Here is a 24,453-nt window from a genome sequence, read left to right on the forward strand (position 1 = left end):
CGGGCGCGATTCAGGCGGACGGCTGAGAGTCCGCCACCCAGTCCCCCGACTTGCCGCCGTGCTTCTCCATCACGCGCACGTTCGTGATGGTCATGCCGCGATCGACCGCCTTGCACATGTCGTAGATGGTCAGCAGGCCGACTTGCACGGCGGTGAGGGCTTCCATTTCGACGCCCGTGCGCCCCACGGTCTCGACGCGCACTTCGCATTGCACGCCGGGCAGCGAGTCATCGACGGAAAACTCGACGGCCACGCGCGTCAGGGCAAGCGGATGACACAGCGGGATCAGATCGGCGGTGCGCTTTGCGCCTTGAATGGCCGCGATGCGCGCGACGCCGAGCACATCGCCCTTCTTAGCGCGTCCTTCGCGGATCAGCGCGAGCGTGTCGTCGCGCATGACGATGGAGCCGCGCGCTACCGCGATGCGTCGCGTCTCGTTCTTGCCGCCGACGTCAACCATGTGCGCCTCGCCGGAGGCATCGAAATGTGTGAGTCCGGACATAGCGTCTCCTTGCAGTGGGCGCTTATCTTACCAGCGGGGCCGGCGGCGAAAACGGCGCGAAGCCGTGTCCACAGGTACCGCCGGGCGCGCAACACTTGATACGATAAGCGCGTTCCCGTCCTCACGCTGACCGCCGGCGACCCTCCGGCTTCGCGCCATGTTCCTGAATCGTCCGAGCCGCGGGCTCGTGTTCGCGTTGTGTCTCAGTCTCGCCATGCCGCCGTTCGCTGCGGCGCAGGGAGGCGTGTCCGTGGGTGCTGGGGGGAATGAGGCCCAGCCGACCAACGCGAAATATCCGCGGAACGTGTCGATCGCGACGGATGCGACGGATGCGACGAATGCGACGCATGCGACGAATGCGACGAATGCGACGAATGCGACGAATGCGACGAATGCGACGACCGCGACCAGTTCGACCAACGGAGCAAACGCGGCACAGCCGACCGACGCGAAATATCCGCTGAACGTGTCAATCGCGACGAAGGCGACCAGTCCGACCGACGGGGCAAACGCGGCAAATCCGACCAACACGAAATATTCGAGGAACGTGGCGGTCGCGACGACCGCGACGAACACGACGGCCGCAGCAAAACTAACAACCGTCACAGACGCAGCAAGCGGATTGAACGGGGAAGATGGCGCGAACGCAACGAACGCGACGAACGGAGCAACTTCGGCAAGCGCAACCACCAACTCACCGGCAACGTCCACCGCCAGCACACCCCCCAACACCGTCGCCGACGGCATATTCGGCGTCTACGGCGGCGCCGAAAGCCGCTTCGCCAATCGTCCCGGCGCGATGGCCGGTCTGCGCGCGCCGCTTTCGTCCGTGCAACTGCCGGATCTGGGCGACGGCTCCGGCGGCACGCTTTCGCCGCAGGCGGAGCGCAAGCTCGGCGAGCGGATGATGCGCGAAGTCCGCGCCGATCCCGACTACCTCGACGACTGGCTGATCCGCGATTACCTCAATTCCATCGCATCGAAGCTCTCTGCAGCCGCCGCGACGCAATACCTCGGCGGCTATCGTCCGGACTTCGGACTCTTCGCCGTGCGCGATGCGCAGATCAACGCGTTCTCGATGCCGGGCGGCTTCGTCGGCGTCAACACAGGGCTGATCTCGGCGACGCAGACGGAATCGGAACTGGCGTCCGTCGTCGGCCACGAGATGGGGCACGTGCTCCAGCGCCACATCGCGCGCATGATCGGCGCGCAGGAAAAGAGCGGGTACGCGGCGCTCGCGGCCATGCTCGCCGGGCTGCTGGCGGGCGTCATGACGCACAGCGGCGATCTCGGCATGGGCATCGCGATGGGCGGACAGGCCTTCGCCGTCGACAACCAGCTGCGCTTCTCGCGCGCCGCCGAGCACGAGGCCGACCGCGTCGGTTTTCAGATGCTCGCGGCCGCCGGCTACGATCCGTACGCGATGACCGCGTTCTTCGAGCGGCTCGATCGCGCGTCGATGGCCGATAACGGCGTGCCGGCTTACGCGCGCACGCATCCGCTGACGACCGAGCGCATCGCCGACATGGAGGACCGCGCGCGACGCGTGCCGTACCGGCAGCCGCGGCAGTCGCCGGAATATGCGTTCGTGCGTGCGCGCTCGCGCGTGCTTCAGGTGAATTATGCGAGCGACTATCGCGAGGTCGCGAGCCGTCTCAAGTCCGAAATCGACGATCAGACCGCGCTCAATCCCGCCGCGAACTGGTACGGCATCGCGCTCGCGCGTTCGCTGACGGGCGATTACGCCGCCGCCAACGATGCGCTCGCCAACGCGCGGCGGCTGTTTGAAAGCGAGGAGGCGAGCGCGGCGGCGGCTTCGATGCAGGCGCGGCGCGAATTGGCGCAGACGGTCGAAGGCGGTCAAAGCCGCGATGCGCGTTCCGATGACGAGCGCCACGCGCAGCAGCAGAAGGGCGCGTCGAAGGCGCAGGGCGCAAGACTCAGCGCATCGCCGCGTGGCGTGTCGGGTTCATCGGCGAACGCTCGAGCGGGCGTTGGAGCTGCACGTGCCGGTCGCGACGAAGCGCGATCTTCACAACCGGCCAATACCCAAAGCACGCCCGCCTCAGCGACGACCGCCCGCGCCGGGATAGAAGCCCCGCCTGCGCGAAGCGGCCGACCGCTATCTGCGCAAGCGGCTGCGCTGAAAGATGCGTCGACGAACAACGCCAACCCGCACTCGACGCCACAGATCGCGAACCCCTCCGCCCCGGCCGTCTCGATGTCTTCGCTCCTGAGCAGCAGCGCACACGGCGCACTGACCGCCGCGCCCGCCGACAGCACCGCGCCCGCCGCGGCCAGCGCGGGAATCGCGCTGCCGCCCGTGCGCGTGACCGCCCAGCAAGCCGCCCGCAGCACGCCGAGCCTTGACGTGCTCGCCGCCGACATCGCGCGTCGCTCGGGCCGTTACGACGACGCGGTGCGCCTCGCCGACCTCGCGCAGACGCGCTGGCCGAATTCGCACGCGGCGATCGACGCGCATCTGCAATCGCTGATGGCCGCGCATCGCTACGAGGAAGCGCAGACGCTCGCGCGCCGCGAAACGCGCGCGGAACCGCAGCGCGCGGACTGGTGGCTGTATCTGGCGCAGGCGAGCGCGGGCATGAACGATCCGCTGCGCCAGCATCAGGCGATGGCCGAAAAACTGGCGCTCGACGGCGCATGGCCGTCCGCCATTCGCCAGTTGAAGGAAGCACGCGATGTCAAAACCGCGAGCTTTTACGACCTCTCGACGATTTCCGCGCGGCTGCGCGACTTCGAAGCACGCTACAAGGAAGAGCGCGACGAGGAGAAAAAGAGTTGACGCCTCAGGCTTTCGACGCCGCGCGCGCAGCCGGACTCGCGACGAAACCGAAGCGCGTCTCGACGTCGGCGCGCGCGATACGCTGTAACGGCAGATCGACACCATCGCGCCAATGAAAAACGCCGCCGCCCGACGCGTCATCGAACGTCGCGTGGCTCGAGAACAGATCGAGATCGTGATCGTGCAGGGCGGCTACGCGCGGCGGCGTGGCATCGTCGGAAAAGAGCAGGGCGCCTTCGTCGTCGAGAAATGCGTGCGCCGGCTCGAACGGCGCGCCGGTGTGGTCGGTCAACCGCAATTCGCCGTTCGTCTCGGAAAGACGCACGATCCACGGCGTGTATGCCAGTTCGACATACACGCGCTGCGGCCCGTTCTGAAAGAACCACTGACCGTCGGCATCACGCTCGTAGTTGCGGTTGATGAAGCCGATCAGCGCTTCGTGGCGAATGGCATCGCCGAGCGCGCCCGCGGCCTGCGCCGCCTCGTCGCGCATGCGCCACTGACCGCGCCGGTCCAGCAACAGCCAGCCCGTGCAATGCGGCACGTTCGGCCACTTGGCCAGCGCCTGCTTGACGATCTCATCCATGATTCATTCGCCCGGAAGAAAATGTTCGAGGTAGCCGAACACGCGCGACGATAGCCAGTCGATGCGTCCCGGAAACGGCCCCGTCATGAAGCCGACATGGCCGCCGTGGTTCGGCTGATCGAGCGTGACGGACGCCGACACTTCGGCCTGCGATGGCAGCGCGCGCTCGGGCAGGAACGGATCGTTGCGAGCGTTCAAGACGAGCGCCGGCACTTCGATGCGGTTCAGATGCGCGCGGATGGTCGCCGTCGTCCAGTAGTGATCGGTATCGCGAAAACCGTGCAGCGGCGCGGTCACGACGTTGTCGAATTCATAGAGCGTGCGCGCGGCGAGCACGGCATGGCGGTCGTACAGACCCGGAAACTGGTCGAGCTTCGCGAGCGCCTTCTTCTTGAGCGACTTCAGGAAGCTGCGCGTATAGACCATGCCGAAGCCTTGCGAGATCGCGTGACCGCCCGCGTGGACATCGAGCGGCGCGGAAATGGCGGCGGCGGCGCTGATAATCGAAGCGTCCGTGCCGCGCTCGCATAGCCAATGCAAGAGCACATTGCCGCCGAGCGACACGCCCGCCGCGACAATCGGGCCCGCGTGCCTTTCGCGCAGTCGCCGCAGGATCCAGTCGACTTCCGCGCTATCCGCGAGATGATAAAAGCGCGGCAGCCGGTTCATCGGCCCGCTGCAGCTGCGAAAGTGCGGCACCACGCCGTGCCAGCCGCGCGCGTGCGCGGCGGCCATCATCGTGCGGGCGTAGTGGGAGTCCGAGTTGCCTTCGAGGCCATGAAACAGCACGAAAAGCGGCGCGGTCGATGCCGGGCGCGCCGCGTCATCGTGCGCGAGCCAGTCCACGTCGATGAAGTCGCCGTCCGGCGTATCCCAGCGTTCGCGCCGGTAACGCACCGCCGGCTTGCGCCCGAAGAGCGCGGGCACGATGGTTTGCGCGTGACTCGTCGGCAGCCAGCGCGGCGCGCTGTAGAGCCATTGCGAGACGGGTTCGGCGAGCACGCTGCCCGCGGCCTGCGCGGTTTCCTTCAGCGCGACGGCGGGCGCCTTGTCCACGAACGACGAATCGTGTTTCAACAACGGATCGCGCTTCATGGCCTTCTCCCCGGCGAACGTCTTTCTATGCTTCGTGACTGCGGTATTTCAGTGCAACGGTCCCTGCCCGTGACGCAGCTTCGCGGCGAACTGGCCGGCCGCTTCCATCGGCATCTCGCTCGCGTGAATATGCGCAATGCGCCATTCGCCGCGTTCGTGAACCATCACGTAAGTCGAGAAAATCATGCGCGGCGCGGCGGTCCCGGCCGGCTGATGCGCCTCCGCGATTGCATACACGACCGTGCCGAGACTGTCGTACACGCGAATATCGAGCGGCTCGATGCTGACGGCCTGCGCGCCGAACTGCTTGCCGAGGCCCGCGCGAATGCTTTCGAGGCCATGCAGATGCGTGCCGTCCGCGCAGATGCAGGTGGCGAACTCCTCGTCGATCCAAAGCGACATCACAGCGTCGATGCTGTTGTCCGCGACAGCCTGATAGTAAGCGTTGAGAGTGTCGGCGGCGGCTTCGAATAGGCGGGCGAAACGTGGCATGGGCTCGTGGGTCTCTGGCATTCGCGCGCAACGCCGTGTCACGATGGCGTGCCGCATCGGTCATGGTTCAAAGCATGCCTCCGTTCGGAGACACTCGCGTGTCCGCGCCCGCACACGAAAATGCCGATGCCGCCGCAAAGCCGCCGCGATCAGGCGGCGGCGTGACGCCGGGCAGGAGCGACGCCTCAGCGATGCGCGAGCAACATGCCGCGCAGATCGGCGAAAACCTGTTCGGCAGAGAGTTCGCGCAGGCAGTTCAGATGGCCGAGCGGACACTCGCGGGAAAAGCACGGACTGCACTCAAGGTGAAGCCATTGTACCTTTGCGACGTCGGACAAGGGCGGCGTGTGGCGCGGATCGGTGGAGCCGTACACCGCGACGAGCGGACGTTTGAGCGCCGCCGCCACGTGCATGAGCCCAGAGTCGTTGGTGACGACGGCGCTCGCCCGGGCGATCAGCGCGCACGCTTCGCCGAGCGATGTCTGGCCGCACAGATTGCGCACGTTCGGCGCGCGCTCCGCGATGGCCTGCGCGACCGCCGAATCTTTCTTGGACCCGAGCGCGACGATGCGGGCATACGGAAACGACTGCGCCACGAACTGCGCGAGCGACGCAAAGTGCTCGGGCGGCCAGCGCTTGGCCGGGCCGTACTCCGCGCCGGGGCAGAACACGACGAGCGGCGCGCGCGTATCCAGATTGAAGCGCGCCGACACGCGCGCCGCTTCGTTCGGATCGGCTTCGAGGCGCGGCACGGGCAAGAGCGGCGCGTCGCTTGCCGCTGCGTCGTGAGCTTGCGCGTATCGGTCGATGAACGGCAGCTTCGCGCCCGGCGCATAGGCGAGGGCGGCGTATTGCGCGGTCATCGGCGGGCGCTCGGTCTTCGGCGGATTCGGGTGGCGCACGTTCAAGAGCCCGTAACGCGCCTCGCCCTTGTAGCCGATGCGCAGCCGGATGCCCGCCATCCACGGAATCAGCGCGGACTTGGCGGAGTTGGGCAGCACGTACGCGGCGTCGTAGCCGACATCGCGCAGGTCGCTCGCAAGCTGCCAGCGGCGCAGCAGTTGCAGCTTGCCGTGCGCGAGATCAGTCGCGTAGACGTCGCGGATTTCCGGCATGCGTTCGAGCACGGGCGCGACCCAGCTCGGCGCGACGGCATCGATCGCGATGCGCGGATGGAGCTTTCGCAAAAGCGTGAACAGCGGCTGCGCCATCAACGCGTCACCGATCCAGTTCGGTGCTATAACCAGCGCACGGCGCATCAGTCGTTTTCCGATCTCAAAATATAGCGGCTCGCCGCGCTCGGGCGGCGGGGCGTCGGTCCTGTGGTGTCATGGCGCGGCGGCCATGCGGCAAAAACAAGCGAGAGCGAACGAAAGCGCGCGCTCGGATGAACCGGAACGCGCGCATCGACGACGCTCGGAGGTTGCTTCGGCGAGCTTAGTGCCCTTTGGCGACTTCGCCGTCCTTCAGCTTGTAGCGCGTGCCGCAATACGGGCAGCGCGCTTCGCCGTGCGTCACGTCGAGGAACACGCGGGGATGCGCGCTCCAGCGTTGCATCTTCGGATTCGGGCAGAACGCGGGGATATCTTTCGCCGACAATTCCACCAGCGGCATTTCCTTCAGGTCGCTCATTGCTATCTCTTTCAATGTCGTTCGTTGCTGTCGTCTGTCGCGCGAGGGCAGCGCGGCCCTCGCGGCGTCAGACTTTCGCGAGCCAGCTCGCGTACTTTTCGTTCTTGCCGCCGACCACGTCGAAGAACGCGCTTTGCAGCTTCTCCGTGATCGGGCCGCGCTTGCCCTCGCCGATCGTGCGGTTGTCGAGTTCGCGGATCGGCGTGACTTCAGCGGCCGTGCCGGTGAAGAACGCTTCGTCGCACGTATAGACTTCGTCGCGCGTGATGCGTTTCTCGATGACCGGGATGCCGAAGTCGCGCGCCAGCGTGATGACCGTGTCGCGCGTGATGCCGTCGAGGCACGACGACAAGTCCGGCGTGTACAGCTTGCCGTTGTTCACGAGGAAGAAGTTTTCGCCGGAGCCTTCGGACACGTAGCCGTCCACGTCGAGCAGCAGGGCTTCGTCATAACCGTCGGTGACGGCTTCCTGATTCGCGAGAATGGAGTTCACGTACCAGCCGGACGCCTTCGCGCGCACCATCGACACGTTGACGTGATGGCGCGTGAACGACGACGTCTTCACGCGGATGCCCTTCGCGAGCCCGTCTTCGCCGAGATACGCGCCCCACGGCCACGCGGCGATGGCCACGTGAATGGTGTTGCCCTTGGCCGAAACGCCGAGCTTCTCGGAGCCGACCCAGATGATCGGGCGGATATAGCACGATTCGAGCTTGTTCTCGCGCACGACTTCGAGTTGCGCGGCTTCGAGCGTCGCGTGATCGAACGGGACTTCCATCTGGAAGATCTTCGCCGAGTTCAGAAGGCGCTTGGTGTGCTCCTTCAGGCGGAAAATGGCCGTTCCCTGGGCGGTCTTGTACGCGCGCACGCCCTCGAATACGCCCATGCCGTAGTGCAGCGTGTGCGTCAGAACGTGGATGCTGGCGTCTCGCCAGTCGATGAGCTTGCCATCCATCCAGATCTTGCCGTCGCGGTCGGCCATTGACATACGGTTCTCCTAGCTGTCTCGTTCAGAAATTCGATGAATCCGGGTGAATCTCGGGGTGAATCTTCCCATTCCGCGCGTTGCCGGCGCTGCCGGCTGCAGGAGCGGTCAAAGTTCGTCATTTTAGCTTCTTTTCGTGATCAGACCGGATAGGAAGCGCCTTTCACGCGGCTATACTTTGCCTTTCGCCGCGAACCGGCAAAGCCGCCCGAAAGCGTCGTGCCGACCGGGCAAGCGGCAAGCTGCGCCGAGTCGTCCGCTTTTCGCGACGCCGGCGCGCGGCGTTTCCCCATTTCGTCATCGCGGCCACTCGGCCGCGCACCTTGCATGCTCCACCGGCTATCCGACACGAATCGCCGCGCATTTCTCGACGGTGCCCGCGCTTTCTCTCCCGCCGTCATGGCGACGTTCTCGTGGGGACTCGTCACCGGCGTCGCCATGACAAAATCGGTGCTCACGGTGCCGCAGGCGCTCGGCATGTCGCTCGCGGTGTACGCGGGGTCGTCGCAACTCGCCGTGCTGCCGCTCTTGGCCGCGAAGCTGCCGCTCTGGACCGTGCTCCTCACCGCCGCGATGGTAAACCTGCGCTTCGTCATTTTCAGCGCCGGGCTCGCGCCGCACTTCTCGTATCTGCCGATGTGGCGGCGCCTCGCGATCGGCTACTTCAACGGCGACATCATCTACCTGATGTTCTCCGCGCGGAACTTTCCCGTCGGCCGGCAGCCCGGCAAGGAAGCGTTCTTCTGGGGACTCGCGTCCACGTGCTGGCTCGCGTGGCAGGCGTCGTCGGTGGCGGGGATTCTGCTCGCGAGCCTCATTCCCGACAACTGGGGGCTGGAACTGGCGGGAACGCTGGCGCTGATTCCGCTGATCGTCTCCGCCATCGCCACGCGTTCGACGCTCGCCGCGGTCGTCGTCGCGAGCGTGGTCGCGCTGCTCGCGTTTCATCTGCCGTATCGCTTCGGCTTGCCGCTCGCGGTGCTCGCCGCGCTGCTGGCCGGCACGCTCGCCGATCTGATCGCGGAAAAGGCGCGCCCGGCGGCTCTGCGTTCCAGTGACGCCGAAGCGCCCGCCGCGCCGGATGCAGCGGCCGACGTCCAGCCTGAGCCCGCGAGGCCCGCGCGATGACCACGCTCCAGATCTGGCTCGCGATTCTCGGCATGGGCGTGGTGACCGCGGCGACGCGCGCGTTCTTCCTGATCGGCGGCGAGCGCACCGTGCTGCCGCCGCGCGTGCAACGCGTGCTGCGCTACGCGCCGGCCGCCGCGCTGGCGGGCGTCGTCGTGCCCGATCTGCTCGAAACGTCCGCCGGTTTCTCGATCGCGTTCTCCAATCATGCGGTGTGGGCGTCGCTCGCCGGCCTCGCGTATTACGTGTGGCGGCGCGGCATGATGGGCACCATCGCGGTCGGCATGATCGTTTTCACGCTGCTGCGCCTCGCCGCGTGAGCCGCGCTGCGCCCCAAATACGCATCATCAAGAAACACCGGCTAAAAGCGGGCGGGGTGATCGGTTAAAATGTCGGTCTTTCCTGTCGCATGGAGCGAGGTCGAAAGTGAGTCCGGCAGTCACCGCAACGGTTCCGAAGCTCGCCGCCTCCGGCTTGTCCGCTGCGTCCGTGTCTGCGCGCTTGGCGCGTATCTTTCTCCGCGTCTTACTCCACTCGACCCTCGGCACGTTTGCGCTGCACGCGCCGGCCGCTCGTTTCGCTTGCGCGTCTTTCAGTTCCCAGTTTCGGTTTTCAGGCCTCGCGCCAAACTCTCAACGAACCGGCCGGCGCTCGTCCGGCCATCTTCGCCCGAACCGCTTTTCTGACTAACGTTGACTCCCATGACGAAAGTACTGCGTTTCACCGATCTGATCGCCGAAGGCAAAGTCTCCGGCAAGCGCGTGTTCATCCGCGCGGACCTCAACGTGCCGCAGGACGACGCCGGCAACATCACCGAGGACACGCGCGTGCGCGCCTCGGTGCCGGCGATCAAGGCAGCGCTCGATGCCGGCGCGGCCGTGATGGTCACGTCCCATCTGGGCCGCCCGACCGAAGGCCAGTTCAAGCCGGAAGACTCGCTTGCGCCGGTCGCGGCGCGCCTGTCGGAACTGCTCGGCCGCGACGTGCCGCTCGTCGCCGACTGGGTGGACGGCGTCGACGTGCAGCCGGGTAATGTCGTGCTGCTCGAAAACTGCCGCTGCAACAAGGGCGAGAAGAAGAACGACGACGGCCTCGCGCAGAAGCTCGCGAAGCTCTGCGACATCTACGTCAACGACGCCTTCGGCACCGCCCACCGCGCCGAAGCGACCACGCACGGCATCGCCAAGTACGCGCCCGTCGCGTGCGCCGGCCCGCTGCTCGCCGCCGAACTCGACGCGCTCGGCAAGGCGCTCGGCAACCCGAAGCGCCCGCTCGTGGCCATCGTCGCCGGTTCGAAAGTGTCGACCAAGCTCACCATTCTGAAGTCGCTCGCCGAGAAGGTCGATCAACTGATCGTCGGCGGCGGCATCGCGAACACGTTCATGCTGGCGTCGGGCCTCAAGATCGGCAAGTCGCTCGCCGAAGCCGATCTCGTCGGCGAGGCGAAGGAGATCATCGGAGAGGCGCGCGCGCGCGGAGCTTCGGTGCCCATTCCGAGCGATGTCGTGACCGCGAAGGAATTCGCCGCGACCGCGAAGGCCGAAACGAAGCCCGTCGCCGATATCGCCGACGACGACATGATTCTCGACATCGGCCCGGACACCGCTAACGCGCTCGCCGCGCAACTCGCGACGGCGGGCACCATCGTGTGGAACGGCCCGGTCGGCGTGTTCGAATTCGACCAGTTCGGCAACGGCACGAAGACGCTGGCGCAGGCCATCGCGACTTCGTCGGCGTTCTCGATCGCGGGCGGCGGCGACACGCTCGCGGCCATCGCAAAGTACGGCATTCACGACAAGGTCAGCTATATCTCGACCGGCGGCGGCGCGTTCCTCGAGTTCCTCGAAGGCAAGACGCTGCCGGCGGTGGAAGTGCTCGAGTCGCGGGCGTAACGCCCGGTGACGGCCCGAGACAATCCGGCGAAAGCAGCAAGGAAGGGCGCGCAAGCAGCCGGCGGCGCGCAAGCGGATGTGATCGAAAGCGGCAGTCAACCCGATGCCGCCGCCGTTGCTGCTTCGATCATCGCGGAGGCGGCTCTGAGCGAAGAGCCGCATCTGGAAGAACAGACGGCTCCTGTCGTCACCATCGGCGGCATGCCCGTTCATGCCGCGCAGCCCATCGATAAAGCGACGCCGGCACGAACCGGCGCGCGCGCGCAGCCAGTGAGCAACACATCACTGCAAGCGCAACGTGCTCGCAGCCTGGTTACGGCCGTTCCCAAAGAGACGAGGAAAGACATGCATCGCGCCACCAAGATTGTCGCCACCATCGGTCCGGCGTCGAGTAATCCGGAAATCCTGCTGCAGATGATGCAGGCCGGGCTCGACGTCGTTCGCTTCAACTTCTCGCACGGCACCGCCGACGATCATCGCCAGCGCGCCGAGTGGGTGCGCGAGGCGGCGCGGCAGGTCGGCCGCGAAGTCGCGATCATGGCGGACCTGCAAGGCCCGAAGATTCGCGTCGGCAAGTTCGAGAACGGCAAGACCATGCTGGTCGCGGGCAACACGTTCATCCTCGATGCGAACTGCGAGATGGGCAACAACGATCGCGTGGGCCTCGACTACAAGGATCTGCCGCGCGATCTGCGCGCAGGCGACGTGCTTCTGCTGAACGACGGCCTGATCGTGCTCGACGTGACGCGCGTGATCGGCGAGGAGATTCACACGACCGTGAAGGTCGGCGGCGAGCTGTCGAACAACAAGGGCATCAACCGGCAGGGCGGCGGGCTCACCGCCCCCGCGCTGACCGAGAAGGACATGGAGGACATCAAGACGGCGATGTCGCTCGGCGCGGATTTCGTCGCGGTGTCGTTCCCGAAGAACGCGACGGACATGGAAATGGCGCGGCAACTGGCCAACATCGCGGGCGCGCCGTACGGCATCAAGCCGAAGATGATCGCGAAGATCGAGCGCGCCGAGGCCATTCCGGCGCTGCAAGGCATCCTCGACGCATCCGACGGCATCATGGTCGCGCGCGGCGATCTGGCGGTGGAAGTCGGCAACGCGGCGGTGCCCGCGCTGCAAAAGCGCATGATCCGCATGGCGCGCGAGTCGAACAAGCTCGTGATCACGGCCACGCAGATGATGGAATCGATGATCCACGCGCCCGTGCCGACCCGCGCCGAAGTCTCCGACGTGGCGAACGCCGTGCTCGACGGCACCGACGCCGTCATGCTTTCCGCCGAAACGGCGGCGGGCAAGTATCCGGTGACGACCATCGAAACGATGGCCGCCGTGTGCATCGAAGCCGAGAAGTCCGAGGAATCGCAACTGGACCGCGATTTCCTGGATCGCACGTTCACGCGCATCGACCAGTCGATCGCGATGGGCGCGTTGTTCACCGCATTCCATCTGGGCGCGAAAGCCGTTGTCGCGCTGACGGAATCCGGCTCGACCGCGCTGTGGATGTCGCGCCACTGGACGCATGTGCCGATCTTCGCGCTGACGCCGCGCGTGGGCAGCGAGCGGACGATGGCGCTGTATCGCAACGTCACGCCGCTGCATCTCGACACCAACATGGACCGCGACACGGCGCTCAATCAGGCGCTCGAAGTGGTCGTGTCCAAAGGCTATGCGGCGCGCGGCGACATGGTCGTGCTCACCGTCGGCGAGCCGATGGGACAGGCGGGCGGCACGAACACGCTGAAGATCGTGCGCGTCGGCGATCATTTCTGATCGGCGCGATTCGACGCATGGCAAGGCGTTCGCGGTCCGGTCCGCGAACGCCGAAGAGCGCGCTGGACGACTCGAACGCAAGTCGTCGCCACGAAGAAGGCCGGAAGCTGCCAAAGATGCTGACAAGAAGCAGAGAGCAGAACCGTGCGCGCGAAGGATTTCGTTTCACATCCCGGAGTTTCTCAATGCCTCTCGTATCAATGCGTCAATTGCTGGATCACGCAGCCGAACACGGCTACGGTCTCCCGGCATTCAACGTGAACAATCTGGAACAGGTGCAGGCCATCATGTCGGCGGCGAACGAAGTCAACGCGCCCGTCATCATGCAGGCGTCTGCGGGCGCGCGGAAGTACGCGGGCGAAGCGTTCCTGCGGCATCTGATCGAAGCGGCGGTGGAGTCGTATCCGCACATTCCCGTCGTGATGCATCAGGATCACGGACAGTCGCCGGCCGTGTGCATGGCGGCGATCCGCTCGGGCTTCACGAGCGTGATGATGGACGGCTCGCTGGAAGCGGACGGCAAGACCGTTGCGTCGTACGAGTACAACGTCGAGGTGTCGCGTAAGGTCGTCGAGTTCTCGCATTCCATCGGCGTCACGGTCGAAGCCGAACTCGGCGTGCTGGGCTCGCTGGAAACCATGAAGGGCGACAAGGAAGACGGCCACGGCGCGGAAGGCACGATGACGCGCGAGCAGTTGCTGACCGACGTCGAGCAGGCCGCCGACTTCGTGAAGCTCACACAGTGCGACGCGCTCGCGATTGCCATCGGCACGTCGCACGGCGCGTACAAGTTCTCGAAGAAGCCGACCGGCGATATTCTTGCGATCGATCGCATCAAGCAAATTCACCAGCGCATTCCGAACACGCATCTGGTGATGCACGGCTCGTCGTCGGTGCCGCAGGAGTTGCTCGCCGAAATCCGCGAGTTCGGCGGCGACATGAAGGAAACCTACGGCGTGCCGGTCAAGGAGATTCAGGAAGGCATCAAGCACGGCGTGCGCAAGGTGAACATCGACACGGACCTGCGTCTCGCGATTACCGGCGCGATCCGTCGCTATCTGTTCGAAAATCCGTCGAAGTTCGATCCGCGCGACTATCTGAAGCCCGCGCGCGAGGCAGCGAAGGAGATCTGCCGTCAGCGGTACATGCAGTTCGGCTGCGAGGGCATGGCGGGCAAGATCAAGCCCGTCACGCTCGACAAGATGGCCGAGAAGTACAAATCCGGCGAACTCGCGCAGATTGTCCGGTGAGCGCGCAGGTGTGGATTAAGCTCGCTTCATTTGTAAAGTAAAATCAACGGGTTCCGGCGACGGGACCCGTTCGCTTTTTTCCATCGCCGCCGCGCAAGGCTCGTGGCGGCGATTCACTTTTTTCGGCACCTCTTCGGTACATGACGATGTCCACGCTCTACGAATCCACGATCAAATCGCTGCCGCTGCTCGGCCGTGGCAAGGTCCGCGACAACTACGCCGTCGGCAACGACAAGCTGCTGATCGTGACGACCGACCGCCTTTCCGCCTTCGACGTGGTGATGGGCGAGCCGATCCCGAACAAGGGCCGCGTGCTCAATCAGATGGCCGATTTCTGGTTCGAGAAGCTCGGCCATATCGTGCCGAACCACAACACGGGCATCGATCCCGCTTCGGTGGTCGCGCCGGACGAGGCCGAGCAAGTGAAGGGCCGCGCGGTCGTCGTGAAGCGCCTGGAACCGATTCTCGTCGAAGCAGTGGTGCGCGGCTATCTCGCGGGCAGCGGCTGGAAGGACTATCAGGCGACGGGCGCCGTCTGCGGCGTGCAACTGCCGCCGGGCCTGCAAAACGCCGAGAAGCTGCCCGAGCCGATCTTCACGCCGGCGGCGAAGGCCGAGATGGGCCATCACGACGAAAACATCACCTACGACGAGATGGAGCGCCGCATCGGCACGGAACTGTCGGCGACCATCAAGCGCATCTCCATCCAGCTGTACAAGGAAGCGGCCGAGTACGCGGCCACGCGCGGCATCATCATCGCGGATACGAAGTTCGAGTTCGGCCTCGACAACAAAGGCGAACTGTTCCTGATGGACGAAGTGCTCACCGCCGATTCCTCGCGCTTCTGGCCGGCGGACGGCTACACGGTCGGCACGAATCCGCCGTCGTTCGACAAGCAGTTCGTGCGCGACTGGCTCGAAACGCAGCCGTGGAAGAAGGAGCCGCCCGCGCCAAAGCTGCCGGACGACGTGATCGCGAAGACGTCGGAGAAGTATCAGGAAGCGCTGCAACGCATCACGGGCAAGACGCTGTCGTAATGTCGGCACGCGCGCCGTGGCACCGACACCGACCCGGCGCGCTCGGATCGAGGGAAAAGCAATGAGCGAAGTACAGACCGGAGCGCATGCGCACGATGCGCCGCTCGTCGGCGTGTTGATGGGCTCCAGTTCCGACTGGGACGTGATGAAGAACGCGGTCGCGATCCTGCAGGATTTCGGCGTGCCGTACGAGGCGAAGGTCGTCTCCGCGCACCGCATGCCCGACGAGATGTTCGCCTACGCGGAAAGCGCGCGCGAGCGTGGACTGCGCGCGATCATCGCGGGCGCGGGCGGCGCGGCGCATCTGCCGGGCATGCTCGCTGCGAAGACGACGGTGCCGGTGCTCGGCGTGCCGGCGGCGAGCAAGTATCTGAAGGGCGTCGATTCGCTGCATTCGATCGTGCAGATGCCCAAGGGCGTGCCTGTCGCGACGTTTGCAATCGGCGAAGCGGGCGCGGCGAATGCGGCGCTCTTCGCGGTGTCCATCCTGAGCGTGACGGATGCGCGCTATGCCGAAGCGCTCGCCGCGTTTCGCGTGAAGCAGAATCAGGCCGCGCACGCCATGACGCTGCCGCCGCTCTGAGCGTTCCGTCGGCCGGGCCGCGCGTCTCGTGCGCGGCGTCGGCGAAACTCCCCATACAGGTTATCGGCCAGTCCCACGATGAACCCACAACACTCCCCGAATTCCCCCATTCTGCCGGGCGCGTGGCTCGGCATGGTCGGCGGCGGCCAGCTCGGCCGCATGTTCTGCTTCGCGGCGCAATCCATGGGCTATCGCGTGGCCGTGCTCGATCCGGACGAAACGAGTCCGGCGGGCGCGGTGGCGGATCGCCATATCCGCGCGGCGTACGACGACGAAACGGCGCTCACAGAACTCGGCCGCCTGTGCGCGGCGGTATCGACGGAATTCGAGAACGTGCCGTCCGCGAGCCTCGATTTTCTGGCGTCGCTCACCTTTGTGAGTCCGGCGGCGAGTTGCGTCGCGATTGCGCAGGATCGCGTCGCCGAGAAGCGTTTCATCGCGGGAGCCGGCGTGCCGGTCGCGCCGCACGTGGTGATCGAATCGCCGGAAGCACTCGCCGCGCTCCCCGACGATGAAATCGCCGCCGTGCTGCCGGGCATTCTCAAGACCGCGCGCCTCGGCTACGACGGCAAAGGCCAGGTCAGCGTGCGCAACGTGGAGGAAGTGCGCACGGCGTACGGCTCGCTGTCGGGCGTGCCGTGCGTGCTGGAAAAGCGCATGCCGTTGAAATACGAAGTGTCCGTGCTGATCGCCCGTGGCGGCGACGGCAAGTCCGCCGTGTTTCCGCTCGCGCAGAACTCGCACGTGAACGGCATTCTCGCGAAGACGGTGGTGCCCGCGCCGGACGCGTCGGACGCGCTCGTCGCGCAGGCGCAGGACGCGGCGCTCACCATCGCCGCGAAGCTCGGCTACGTGGGCGTGCTGTGCGTCGAGTTCTTCGTGCTGGAAGACGGCTCGCTGATCGCGAACGAAATGGCGCCGCGTCCGCACAATTCCGGCCACTACACGGTCGATGCCTGCGCCACGAGCCAGTTCGAGCAGCAGGTCCGCGCGATGACCGGCATGCCGCTCGGCGACACGCGCCAGCATTCGCCGGCCGCCATGCTGAACCTGCTCGGCGATATCTGGTTCGACGCTGGCCAGGACGACAAGCCGCGCCCGCCCGCGTGGGCCGAGGTCGTGGCGATGCCGGCGGCACGGCTGCACCTCTACGGCAAGGAGGAAGCGCGTCCGGGCCGCAAGATGGGGCACATCAACTTCACGGCGGCGACGCTCGAGGAAGCGCGCACGGCGGCGCGCGACTGCGCGCGCATGCTGCATATCGCGATCGACTGAACTCTCAGGCAACCCTTAAGCAGTAGTTAGGCAATGACCATCATTTACCCGAGCGCCGCGCAGATCGACGAAGCCGCGGCTCTGCTCGATGCGGGCGAACTCGTCGCGTTTCCGACCGAAACGGTGTACGGCCTCGGGGCCGATGCCGAGAACCCGGAGGCGATCGCGCGAATCTATGCCGCGAAGGGCCGACCGGCGAATCATCCGGTGATCGTGCATCTCGCGCCGCAGGCTGATCCCGGCTACTGGGTGCGCGAGTTGCCCGCCGATGCGCAGAAGCTCATCGACGCATTCTGGCCCGGTCCGTTGACCTTGATTTTGAAGCGTGCCGCGCATATTCCGGCGGCCGTGAGCGGCGGGCAGGACTCGGTCGGGATTCGCTGTCCTTCGCATCCGGTCGCGCAGCAGCTGTTGTCGGCGTTTCATGCGCGGCGTCAAGGAACTGGTAGGCAAGCGGGCGTGGCGGGTCCTTCGGCGAACCGCTTTGGGCACGTGAGCCCGACGACGGCACAACACGTCCGCGACGAGTTCGGCAGCGCGGTGCATGTGCTAGATGGCGGCGCGGCGGATGTCGGCATCGAATCGACCATTCTGGATTTGTCGCGCGGCTTTCCGGCGTTGCTGCGGCCGGGGCATGTGAGCCCGCAGGCCATTGCCGACGTGATCGGCACCGCGCCGCGTCTGCCCGATGGCGGCGATGCCACCGCGCCGCGCGCGTCCGGCACGCTCAAGGCGCATTACGCGCCGCGCACGCCGTTGGCGCTGTTGCCGTTCGCGTCGATCGAGCCGTTGCTCGCGGCGTTCGACCGCGCGGGTGGCGGGAAGCTCGCGTTGGTCGCGCGGCCGTCGAGCGCGGGCGAGTGGGCGCATGCGCCGCACGTGCATTTCGTCGCGGCGCCGGAAGATCCACAGACTTACGCGCGGGAGCTATACGGCTTGCTGCGGGCGCTGGATCGGGCGAATGTCGAGCGCATATTGATCGAAAAGCTGCCGGAAACGGCCGAGTGGGTCGCGGTGAATGATCGGCTCGGAAGGGCGGCTGCGGCGTTCGAGAACGAAGAGTGAAGGCGGCCGTGCGAACGCCTTTTGAGCAAACTGTTGCCTGTCTGAATATCAAATACTATCGGCCGTCGAATTATCCGGTGCTTATCGGATTTTTCGTATGGCCGGTTGTCCTGGCGTGAAGTATTAATCCTCCGCCTATTCATTGCGACGACTTCTCCCGGAAGCGCAATGATGAGTAAAAACCCGCGTCTGCGTTAAATAAGTCCAGGCGTCGCGCGTTAGAATTCTGCACTGCAAATAAAAATGAATGCGCCGGCTCTTCTCGAGTGATGCCAGAAGAGTGTCGGCGTTGAGGCGATTCACCGGCGTCAGTCGCTTCCTTCCCAATCAATTGCTCGCAATCAAAACTAGAATTCACGATGAACCCTGCCGACTCATTTTTGGACTCCCCGGATTTCATCAAGATGAGTGCCGAAGTGGTAGAGGCGCGACGCATGTATAACGGGCGCCGGCTTTGGCGAGCGACGAACGGCGTCGTGCAGCATGGGCTTCTCAAAGGATATTTCCTCGGTGAACGGGCCACGTGGCGCTATGAGGACACAGGAACGAAGCTCGTCGGTCTCTATGAACTCGAAGTATGCGAACTCATTCGCAGGGTTCATCGCGGGCGCAGCACGTTTATCGACCTCGGCGCGGCCGACGGCTTCTACGGAATAGGTCTGGTCTCGACGGGCGTCTTCGAACGCTCGATTTGTTACGAGATTGACGAAGCCAGTCGCGACAACTTAAGAAATCTCGCGAGTGAACGTGGCGTTGGAGACCGTGTGGATATTCTGGGTGCCGCGACTTCCACTTTCGCCGATGAACTCTCTGCGCATGGCGTCGATTTCAAAGACTGCGTTGTGCTTTGCGATATCGAGGGACACGAGTTCGAGACGCTCACGCGAGGCTGCCTTCGCACGCTGAGGCATGCTCACGTCATCGTGGAAATTCACGATTTCATGATTGTCGGCCCGGACCGTCATACGTGGCTCCCCGACCTCGTCGCCCGCGCGAGCGAATATTTCAACGTCACCGAGATAAAAGCCGGCGCACGCGACTTGTCGCAAATTCCGTTGATCGCCGATAACTGGACCGACTCGGACCGCTGGCTTTTATGTTCGGAAGGCCGAGCCAAGCCGATGACGTGGCTTCATTTCGAGCCGAAGTCAGATTCGGCAACGAACGACTGACCCAATAGTCTTTCGCCCAAGATATTTCGACTGCAACCGGGCACCTTCGCCGGAAACCGAGACGCAGTGAAACGATGAGGTACGCAACACGTTTAATATTATAAGGACAACTTAGCATGAATAAAGCGAAATTCCGACTCAAACCGATTATCGCCGCTATCGCCGCCAGTCTCGCCGGGCTGGCCATGAACTCGGCTTGCGGGCAAGCCATCGTCGAAGGCAATGGAACGACCTCCGCGAGCACAGGCGTCCTGATTGGAAATGACGGGGCGCATAACAATATCGAGGAAAGCGTCGTTGTGGGTGATGGTGCAGTCGTGAACGGCGGAAATCAGGCAGCAGAACAGGCCTCCGTGGCGATCGGCTTCGGTGCCCAGTCGCAAGAGAACGGTGTGGTGATCGGCCGAAACGCACTCGCCCGGAACAACCAGGCTACCGTGATCGGCGATAACGCCAACGCGGGCTTTCGCGCGGTGGCCCTGGGCATCGATTCGTCAGCGGCAGACGCGGCCGTGGCGGCCGGTGGAGGCAGCACCGCGGCGAACGCCGCGGTCGCGATTGGGCGCAACGCGAGCGGAAGCGGCAACAGCGCCGTGGCAGTCGGGAGCAATGCGGTGGGGCTGGGCAGCACGTCGGTGGCCATCGGCAATAGTACGACATCGGGCGGTCAGGATTCGGTGGCCATCGGCAACTATGCTTATGCGAAAGGCGATAACTCCGTGGTCATCGGCGCAAGCAGTTTCGACGGCGGGCAGAGCAATGTGGTGAGCGTCGGCAGTGCCGGATCCGAGCGACGCATCATCAACGTGGCGGCCGGCACGCAAGGCACTGACGCGGTGAACCTGAGCCAGCTGAAAGTTCTGGCGAGCGGCACGGCGTCGGCACTGGGCGGCGGCGCTGCCGCGCTGCCCGATGCAAGCATTCTGATGCCGTCGTATGTCATCAACGGCGTAACGTATCACGATGTCGGCAGCGCACTGAACGGCGTCGACAGCTCGCTCACGAACATCAACACGACCATTGCGAACATTGCGAACAACACGGGCGGCGCAACCGATCCGGCTGCCGTGCGATACGACACGAAGGGCGGCTCGCTCGATCTCGACAACGTGACGCTCGGTGGCGCGAACGGCACGACGCTTCACAACCTCGCCGCCGGTTCGGCCGACATGGATGCCGTGAATGTCGGCCAGCTCAATTCGGCGATGTCGACCATCACCAATAAGATCGCGAACATATCGGTTTCGGGAGGCACGAATCCGCTCTTCGCGGCCGACGGGAACGCGGCCACCGAAGCGGCCGTCGCAAGCGGAGCGCATTCGACGGCGATGGGCGCGAACGCGACGGCAAGCGCCGATAATTCGGTGGCGCTCGGCGCGAACTCGTCTGCCGATCGCGCGAATACGGTTTCCGTCGGCTCGTCGGGTAACGAACGACAGGTCGTCAATGTTGCGGCCGGGACACAAGGCACGGATGCGGTGAACGTCAACCAGTTGAACGGCGCGGTGCAGCAAGCGAACGTCTATACGGACAAAGCGGTGTCGAGCGCGAACGCGTACACGGACAAAGCGGTTGCGGCCGGCGTTCAGCAGTCGAAGAACTACACCGACAAAGCCGTGGCGACGGTTCTCTCCATGCCGAGCATTCCGATGCTTCAGGCGGGCGAAAAGTGGGTCGGGACAAGCGTGGGCGCGTATGGCAGTCGTGTCGGGGTCGGCGTCGCGGCGGCGTATCAGGCGACGGCGAACCTGAACGTCGGGATGGGCGTTTCGACGACCGATAGCGGATCGGCGGGTATCAAGGCGCAAGTCGGATACCGCTGGTAAGCGGAGGCACGCATTGGCGCGTTCTTCGGCTTGCTTCGTTTAGTAATACTGACAAAAAGCAGCTTGCAGTGAGGCGTCGCTGACTTGGCGTCTGTACGCTTAGGCAGACGTTGAAAAAGGAAAGCGTGAAGCAAAAAAGCCGCCCAGGCTATAACCCGGGCGGCTCCGAAACCGTGCATTAACGCGAAGCGTTACTTGCCCAGTCCCGATTTCGCGATCGTCTGCTCCGCGGTCTGCGCGTAGAGGGCGTGCAGATGCGTCGTCGGATGCACGGTGTCGGCGTACATGTACGTCTGGTCCGCGCCGGCGACGGTCAGCGTTTGCGGCGAGCAGAACAGCGACGTGGCGAACGCCTGCGGATTCGGCTCGCCGAACTTCTGCGCCGCCGCGGCCATCGCCTGTAGATTGCAGGCCGTGCCGGTGTTCGACACCGCGAATCCGTACTGCTGATAGTTCGCCGTGATATTCGCGAGCGCCGGCACGATATCGAGGTAAATCACCTTCGACATGAGTCCGGCTCGCGTGAGTGCGCCCGCGAGCACCTGATTGAAACCGAGCGATGCCTGCGTGAGCAGCGCGCGCGTCGACGCGTTGCTTGCCACGCCTTGCGGCGTCGCGCCGATATCCGGCACATTCGACACCAGCACATGCGTCGCGCCGCTCTGCACGATCTTGCCGATCACGCCCGCGAGATCGATCGCCGCCTGTCCGATCGCCGCCTGCGCCTGCGCGGCGGTGATCTGCCCGGCCTGCACCGCGGTCAGGTTATAGAGAATGTCGTTCGCGCCGCCGTTGACGATCACGAGCTGATTCGAATTGAAGCTGCCATGCGACGACAGATAGTTCGTCACCTGCTGCACGACCGGCACCGTCAGCGCGCCCGCGTAGTTCGCCGGGTCGGTGCTCTGATGACCGACGCCGATCGGATTGGTCACGCGCGATCCGCCTTGCGCGTAGCCCAAGCCCGTGAGCGTGGTCGGCGGCGCGCCGAAGCCGCCGCTCATCGCGGGCGTGAGCGTGTCGCCGTAATACTTCGCGACGTCCTGCACCCAGATCTCGCCGGGGTTCGTCGTGAAGCGCCCGCCGCCGAAGTTCGCTGCCGCGATAGGCGAATAGGTGCCGACATCGGAGAGGCTGTCGCCGAAGGACACGACCTGTAGCTTGATGCCGCCCGCGGGCGTCGAATTGTTGTCGTCGCCGCCGCCGCCGCACGCTGCGATGAGGGCGAATGCCGCGCTCGCGGCCGCAATGCGCGTGGCGCGCACCACGGCGGCGCGCATCGAGAGTTGCTTCTTCATGGACCTCGTCTCCGTTTTCGGTGTTTTGTATTCGTTTCTCGCGGCGCTCGCGGCCGCGTTACTGCTGTGTCACTGCCGCGTCTCATTGTGCCGCAAAGCAGGCGCTTGTCGAGCGATGCGGCCAGCCGCTCAGCCAGACGCGCGGCCGGCGACGCGCCGTTCCGACAGCGTACACGGCGCGCGAGCCTTGGCGGGCGCGACTTCGTAGAAGAAATCTTCGGCTCCCGCGCACGATCGTTCGCAAAAAACGCGGGTTTTGCAGGATTGCCGCGCCTGCGACGGCGTGCATGCCCGCTTAGTCTTCGATGCCCGGCTTGCGCGCGCCTTCGTAGACCCATTCCAGCAGCGCGTCGTGGGCGGCGCGCGCCGCTTCCGCGCGCGGATCGTTGATGAAGCTCACCACGACATAGCTTTCGCCGTTGGCGGCGCCGACGTAGCCCGCGATGGCGCGCACATCGCGCAGCGTGCCGGTCTTGATGTGCGCGTTGCCGCCCGCGCCCGCGTTCGTGAGGCGGTTGCGCATGGTGCCGTCCACGCCCGCGATCGGCAGCGATTCCACGAAGACCTGCGCGACCGGGCTGGCGTTCGCGGCCTGAAGCACGTCGGCGAGCGAGGTCGCGGAGATCGCTTCGTCGCGCGAAAGTCCGGAGCCGTTGTCGAGCGAAAGACCGTCCATCGGCAGCGCGCTGCGGCGCAGGAAGGTCTGAATGGCCTGCGCGGACTTCGCGGTCGTGGCGGGCGGTTTCGACTGCACTGCGCCGATGGTCAGGAACAGGTTGCGTGCCATCACGTTGTTGCTGAACTTGTTGATGTCGCGCACGATGTCCGACAGAACCGGGCTGCGATGCGTGCCGACGAGCCGCGCGCTCGAAGGCGTCGGGCCTTCGCGCGTCGCGCCCTGGAACGTGCCGCCCGCCTGCTTCCACAGCGCGAGAAAGCCGCCCGCGAAGAACGTCGAGTGATCGAGCGCGGCGACGTTGATGGTGCGCGAGCCGCAGCGCAGCGGATAGTCGCCGATGAACGACGCCTGCACGAAGCCGCCCTGCGTCTGCGCGACGCTAGGCGACGCCGCCGGCAGCGTCCCCGCGCACGCGCCTCGCGTGACGCGCAGTTCGTTGTCGATCTGAAGCTGCGCGAGCTGTGGCAGCACGTCGATGGACACTTGCCCGTCCGGATTCGGCGTCAGCGTGAACGAGAGCGACTTAAACGCGTACAGCAGCGGATCGGGGCCGACGTTGTACGGCGCGGCTTCGTCGCTGTCGAAGGCGGGCAGATCGCGCGTGGAGGCGTCGAAGTAACGCTTGTCAAGTACGAGCGCGCCGTCGATGCCGGTGATGCCGTTCTTGCGAATCTGCTCGACGAGATCGATTAATTCTTCCGGCACGAGCTTCGGGTCGCCGGTGCCCTGAATGTACAGGTTGCCGTGCAAGACGCCTTGCGCGTCGACATCGCCGTCGGCGTAGGCGGTCGTCTTCCAGCGGTAGTCCGGCCCGAGCAGGGAAAGGCCCGCATACGTGGTGACGAGCTTCATCGTCGAGGCGGGGAGCATCGGCCGGTCGGCGTTGATCGCGACGAGCGGCTCAGGCGCGCCGATTCGCTGCACGACGACGCTGATCGACGAAAGCGGCACGTGCGCGCGGGCGAGCGCGCTCATCACGGAGGCGGGCAGCGGACCGGCCGGCGCGACGCGTGCAACCTTCTCCGCCTTGGCGCTTTTCTTCGCGCCGAAAGCGCCGCGCGCCGCGCGCTCGGGCGCGTGCTTCTGCGAGTCGGACCGCGTGCCGCCGCGGGCGTGCGCGTCCGGTGCGTGGGACAGTCCGGCGCAGGCGAGCGCCGCCGCGAAAGCGAGCGTCGACAGACGCGCGGAGAGTGAACGAGGAATAGCGGAAAAGAGCGGCATACGGACGTGCGTTCTTGGTGTGAGTTCTGAGACTGCCCCGCGCGGCTGGGCCGGGCCGCGCGGGCGAAGCGGCTATTGTAGACAAGCCGGCTTGCGGAAATCGTACGCGGCGGGCGGGGCGGCGTGCTTCGTTGCGTTAAGTCCGGTTTA

21 protein-coding genes are annotated in these 24,453 nt (G+C 65.3%); 12 read left to right on the plus strand and 9 right to left on the minus strand.

Annotation, left to right across the window (positions count from 1 at the left end; translation table 11 throughout):
* Positions 1–10: 10 nt before the first annotated feature.
* Positions 11–502, minus strand: a complete 492-nt coding sequence (moaC, locus tag JYK05_RS02165; protein ID WP_206467618.1) for a cyclic pyranopterin monophosphate synthase MoaC — start codon at positions 500–502, stop codon at positions 11–13.
* A gap of 157 nt (positions 503–659) precedes the next feature.
* Here moaC and JYK05_RS02170 point away from each other — a divergent pair, with 157 nt between their 5' ends.
* Entirely contained in the window at positions 660–3,305 is a 2,646-nt protein-coding gene (locus tag JYK05_RS02170; protein ID WP_241269825.1) for a M48 family metalloprotease, read from the plus strand.
* A 4-nt stretch (positions 3,306–3,309) separates the two neighbouring features.
* On the opposite strand, the gene JYK05_RS02175 is transcribed toward JYK05_RS02170, so the two are convergent.
* The 6 genes from JYK05_RS02175 to JYK05_RS02200 all read right to left on the minus strand — a co-directional run bounded on the left by JYK05_RS02175 (position 3,310) and on the right by JYK05_RS02200 (position 8,098).
* The gene (locus tag JYK05_RS02175) at positions 3,310–3,891 is read right to left on the minus strand and encodes a DUF2946 family protein (RefSeq protein ID WP_206467619.1); all 582 of its coding nucleotides are present in this window, start codon (positions 3,889–3,891) and stop codon (positions 3,310–3,312) included.
* 3 nt (positions 3,892–3,894) lie between these two features.
* The gene (locus JYK05_RS02180; RefSeq protein WP_206467620.1) at positions 3,895–4,986 is read right to left on the minus strand and encodes a YheT family hydrolase; all 1,092 of its coding nucleotides are present in this window, start codon (positions 4,984–4,986) and stop codon (positions 3,895–3,897) included.
* A gap of 48 nt (positions 4,987–5,034) precedes the next feature.
* Positions 5,035–5,478, minus strand: a complete 444-nt coding sequence (locus JYK05_RS02185) for a nuclear transport factor 2 family protein (protein WP_175939561.1) — start codon at positions 5,476–5,478, stop codon at positions 5,035–5,037.
* A gap of 185 nt (positions 5,479–5,663) precedes the next feature.
* Positions 5,664–6,737 (minus strand): lipopolysaccharide heptosyltransferase II, encoded by a 1,074-nt coding sequence (gene waaF / locus JYK05_RS02190; protein WP_206467621.1) that lies wholly within the window; start codon positions 6,735–6,737, stop codon positions 5,664–5,666.
* A 178-nt stretch (positions 6,738–6,915) separates the two neighbouring features.
* Positions 6,916–7,110, minus strand: a complete 195-nt coding sequence (locus JYK05_RS02195) for a zinc-finger domain-containing protein (RefSeq protein ID WP_175939563.1) — start codon at positions 7,108–7,110, stop codon at positions 6,916–6,918.
* Positions 7,111–7,177: 67 nt separating this feature from the next.
* Positions 7,178–8,098, minus strand: coding sequence for a branched-chain amino acid transaminase (locus JYK05_RS02200; protein ID WP_206467622.1), 921 nt, complete (start codon positions 8,096–8,098; stop codon positions 7,178–7,180).
* 324 nt (positions 8,099–8,422) lie between these two features.
* Between JYK05_RS02200 and JYK05_RS02205 the strand changes: the two genes are divergently transcribed.
* The 11 genes from JYK05_RS02205 to JYK05_RS02255 all read left to right on the plus strand — a co-directional run bounded on the left by JYK05_RS02205 (position 8,423) and on the right by JYK05_RS02255 (position 21,105).
* Positions 8,423–9,223, plus strand: coding sequence for an AzlC family ABC transporter permease (locus JYK05_RS02205; RefSeq protein ID WP_206467623.1), 801 nt, complete (start codon positions 8,423–8,425; stop codon positions 9,221–9,223).
* The gene (locus JYK05_RS02210) at positions 9,220–9,543 is read left to right on the plus strand and encodes an AzlD domain-containing protein (RefSeq protein ID WP_175939566.1); all 324 of its coding nucleotides are present in this window, start codon (positions 9,220–9,222) and stop codon (positions 9,541–9,543) included. Before JYK05_RS02205 ends, JYK05_RS02210 begins: the two co-directional genes overlap by 4 nt.
* Positions 9,544–9,924: 381 nt before the next feature.
* The gene (locus JYK05_RS02215; protein WP_206467624.1) at positions 9,925–11,115 is read left to right on the plus strand and encodes a phosphoglycerate kinase; all 1,191 of its coding nucleotides are present in this window, start codon (positions 9,925–9,927) and stop codon (positions 11,113–11,115) included.
* Between the two features lie 345 nt (positions 11,116–11,460).
* Complete coding sequence (pyk, locus tag JYK05_RS02220; protein WP_175940593.1) at positions 11,461–12,897, plus strand: pyruvate kinase; 1,437 nt, start codon at positions 11,461–11,463, stop codon at positions 12,895–12,897.
* Positions 12,898–13,082: 185 nt separating this feature from the next.
* Positions 13,083–14,147: a class II fructose-bisphosphate aldolase gene (fba, locus tag JYK05_RS02225; protein ID WP_206467625.1), complete on the plus strand. Its 1,065-nt coding sequence runs from the start codon at positions 13,083–13,085 to the stop codon at positions 14,145–14,147.
* Positions 14,148–14,293: 146 nt separating this feature from the next.
* The gene (locus JYK05_RS02230; RefSeq protein ID WP_206467626.1) at positions 14,294–15,184 is read left to right on the plus strand and encodes a phosphoribosylaminoimidazolesuccinocarboxamide synthase; all 891 of its coding nucleotides are present in this window, start codon (positions 14,294–14,296) and stop codon (positions 15,182–15,184) included.
* A 61-nt stretch (positions 15,185–15,245) separates the two neighbouring features.
* Entirely contained in the window at positions 15,246–15,767 is a 522-nt protein-coding gene (gene purE, locus JYK05_RS02235) for a 5-(carboxyamino)imidazole ribonucleotide mutase (protein ID WP_206467627.1), read from the plus strand.
* 78 nt (positions 15,768–15,845) lie between these two features.
* Complete coding sequence (locus JYK05_RS02240) at positions 15,846–17,042, plus strand: 5-(carboxyamino)imidazole ribonucleotide synthase (RefSeq protein WP_206467628.1); 1,197 nt, start codon at positions 15,846–15,848, stop codon at positions 17,040–17,042.
* A 33-nt stretch (positions 17,043–17,075) separates the two neighbouring features.
* Entirely contained in the window at positions 17,076–18,107 is a 1,032-nt protein-coding gene (locus JYK05_RS02245; RefSeq protein ID WP_206467629.1) for an L-threonylcarbamoyladenylate synthase, read from the plus strand.
* A gap of 359 nt (positions 18,108–18,466) precedes the next feature.
* Entirely contained in the window at positions 18,467–19,279 is an 813-nt protein-coding gene (locus JYK05_RS02250) for a hypothetical protein (protein WP_206467630.1), read from the plus strand.
* A gap of 116 nt (positions 19,280–19,395) precedes the next feature.
* Complete coding sequence (locus JYK05_RS02255; RefSeq protein ID WP_206467631.1) at positions 19,396–21,105, plus strand: hypothetical protein; 1,710 nt, start codon at positions 19,396–19,398, stop codon at positions 21,103–21,105.
* Between the two features lie 191 nt (positions 21,106–21,296).
* Here JYK05_RS02255 and JYK05_RS02260 read toward each other — a convergent pair whose 3' ends face one another.
* Together JYK05_RS02260 and dacB are read right to left on the minus strand one after the other, a co-directional pair.
* A complete protein-coding gene (locus JYK05_RS02260) occupies positions 21,297–22,403 on the minus strand; it encodes an SGNH/GDSL hydrolase family protein (RefSeq protein ID WP_206467632.1) in 1,107 nt (368 codons plus the stop codon).
* A 295-nt stretch (positions 22,404–22,698) separates the two neighbouring features.
* Complete coding sequence (dacB, locus tag JYK05_RS02265) at positions 22,699–24,303, minus strand: D-alanyl-D-alanine carboxypeptidase/D-alanyl-D-alanine-endopeptidase (protein ID WP_241269826.1); 1,605 nt, start codon at positions 24,301–24,303, stop codon at positions 22,699–22,701.
* Positions 24,304–24,453: the final 150 nt, after the last annotated feature.

The organism is Caballeronia sp. M1242, assembly GCF_017220215.1.
Taxonomy (GTDB): Bacteria; Pseudomonadota; Gammaproteobacteria; order Burkholderiales; family Burkholderiaceae; genus Caballeronia.

Bases quoted from the DNA above. Each gene is read 5' to 3' on its own strand.
- JYK05_RS02180 (WP_206467620.1), bottom strand. From the start codon at position 4,986: ATGAAGCGCGATCCGTTGTTGAAACACGATTCGTCGTTCGTGGACAAG.
- pyk (WP_175940593.1), top strand. From the start codon at position 11,461: ATGCATCGCGCCACCAAGATTGTCGCCACCATCGGTCCGGCGTCGAGT.
- JYK05_RS02210 (WP_175939566.1), top strand. From the start codon at position 9,220: ATGACCACGCTCCAGATCTGGCTCGCGATTCTCGGCATGGGCGTGGTG.
- JYK05_RS02250 (WP_206467630.1), top strand. From the start codon at position 18,467: ATGAACCCTGCCGACTCATTTTTGGACTCCCCGGATTTCATCAAGATG.
- dacB (WP_241269826.1), bottom strand. From the start codon at position 24,303: ATGCCGCTCTTTTCCGCTATTCCTCGTTCACTCTCCGCGCGTCTGTCG.
- JYK05_RS02260 (WP_206467632.1), bottom strand. From the start codon at position 22,403: ATGAAGAAGCAACTCTCGATGCGCGCCGCCGTGGTGCGCGCCACGCGC.
- JYK05_RS02230 (WP_206467626.1), top strand. From the start codon at position 14,294: ATGTCCACGCTCTACGAATCCACGATCAAATCGCTGCCGCTGCTCGGC.
- JYK05_RS02175 (WP_206467619.1), bottom strand. From the start codon at position 3,891: ATGGATGAGATCGTCAAGCAGGCGCTGGCCAAGTGGCCGAACGTGCCG.
- JYK05_RS02245 (WP_206467629.1), top strand. From the start codon at position 17,076: ATGACCATCATTTACCCGAGCGCCGCGCAGATCGACGAAGCCGCGGCT.
- waaF (WP_206467621.1), bottom strand. From the start codon at position 6,737: ATGCGCCGTGCGCTGGTTATAGCACCGAACTGGATCGGTGACGCGTTG.
- JYK05_RS02170 (WP_241269825.1), top strand. From the start codon at position 660: ATGTTCCTGAATCGTCCGAGCCGCGGGCTCGTGTTCGCGTTGTGTCTC.
- JYK05_RS02215 (WP_206467624.1), top strand. From the start codon at position 9,925: ATGACGAAAGTACTGCGTTTCACCGATCTGATCGCCGAAGGCAAAGTC.
- JYK05_RS02240 (WP_206467628.1), top strand. From the start codon at position 15,846: ATGAACCCACAACACTCCCCGAATTCCCCCATTCTGCCGGGCGCGTGG.
- purE (WP_206467627.1), top strand. From the start codon at position 15,246: ATGAGCGAAGTACAGACCGGAGCGCATGCGCACGATGCGCCGCTCGTC.
- JYK05_RS02200 (WP_206467622.1), bottom strand. From the start codon at position 8,098: ATGTCAATGGCCGACCGCGACGGCAAGATCTGGATGGATGGCAAGCTC.
- JYK05_RS02205 (WP_206467623.1), top strand. From the start codon at position 8,423: ATGCTCCACCGGCTATCCGACACGAATCGCCGCGCATTTCTCGACGGT.
- JYK05_RS02255 (WP_206467631.1), top strand. From the start codon at position 19,396: ATGAATAAAGCGAAATTCCGACTCAAACCGATTATCGCCGCTATCGCC.
- JYK05_RS02195 (WP_175939563.1), bottom strand. From the start codon at position 7,110: ATGAGCGACCTGAAGGAAATGCCGCTGGTGGAATTGTCGGCGAAAGAT.
- JYK05_RS02185 (WP_175939561.1), bottom strand. From the start codon at position 5,478: ATGCCACGTTTCGCCCGCCTATTCGAAGCCGCCGCCGACACTCTCAAC.
- fba (WP_206467625.1), top strand. From the start codon at position 13,083: ATGCCTCTCGTATCAATGCGTCAATTGCTGGATCACGCAGCCGAACAC.
- moaC (WP_206467618.1), bottom strand. From the start codon at position 502: ATGTCCGGACTCACACATTTCGATGCCTCCGGCGAGGCGCACATGGTT.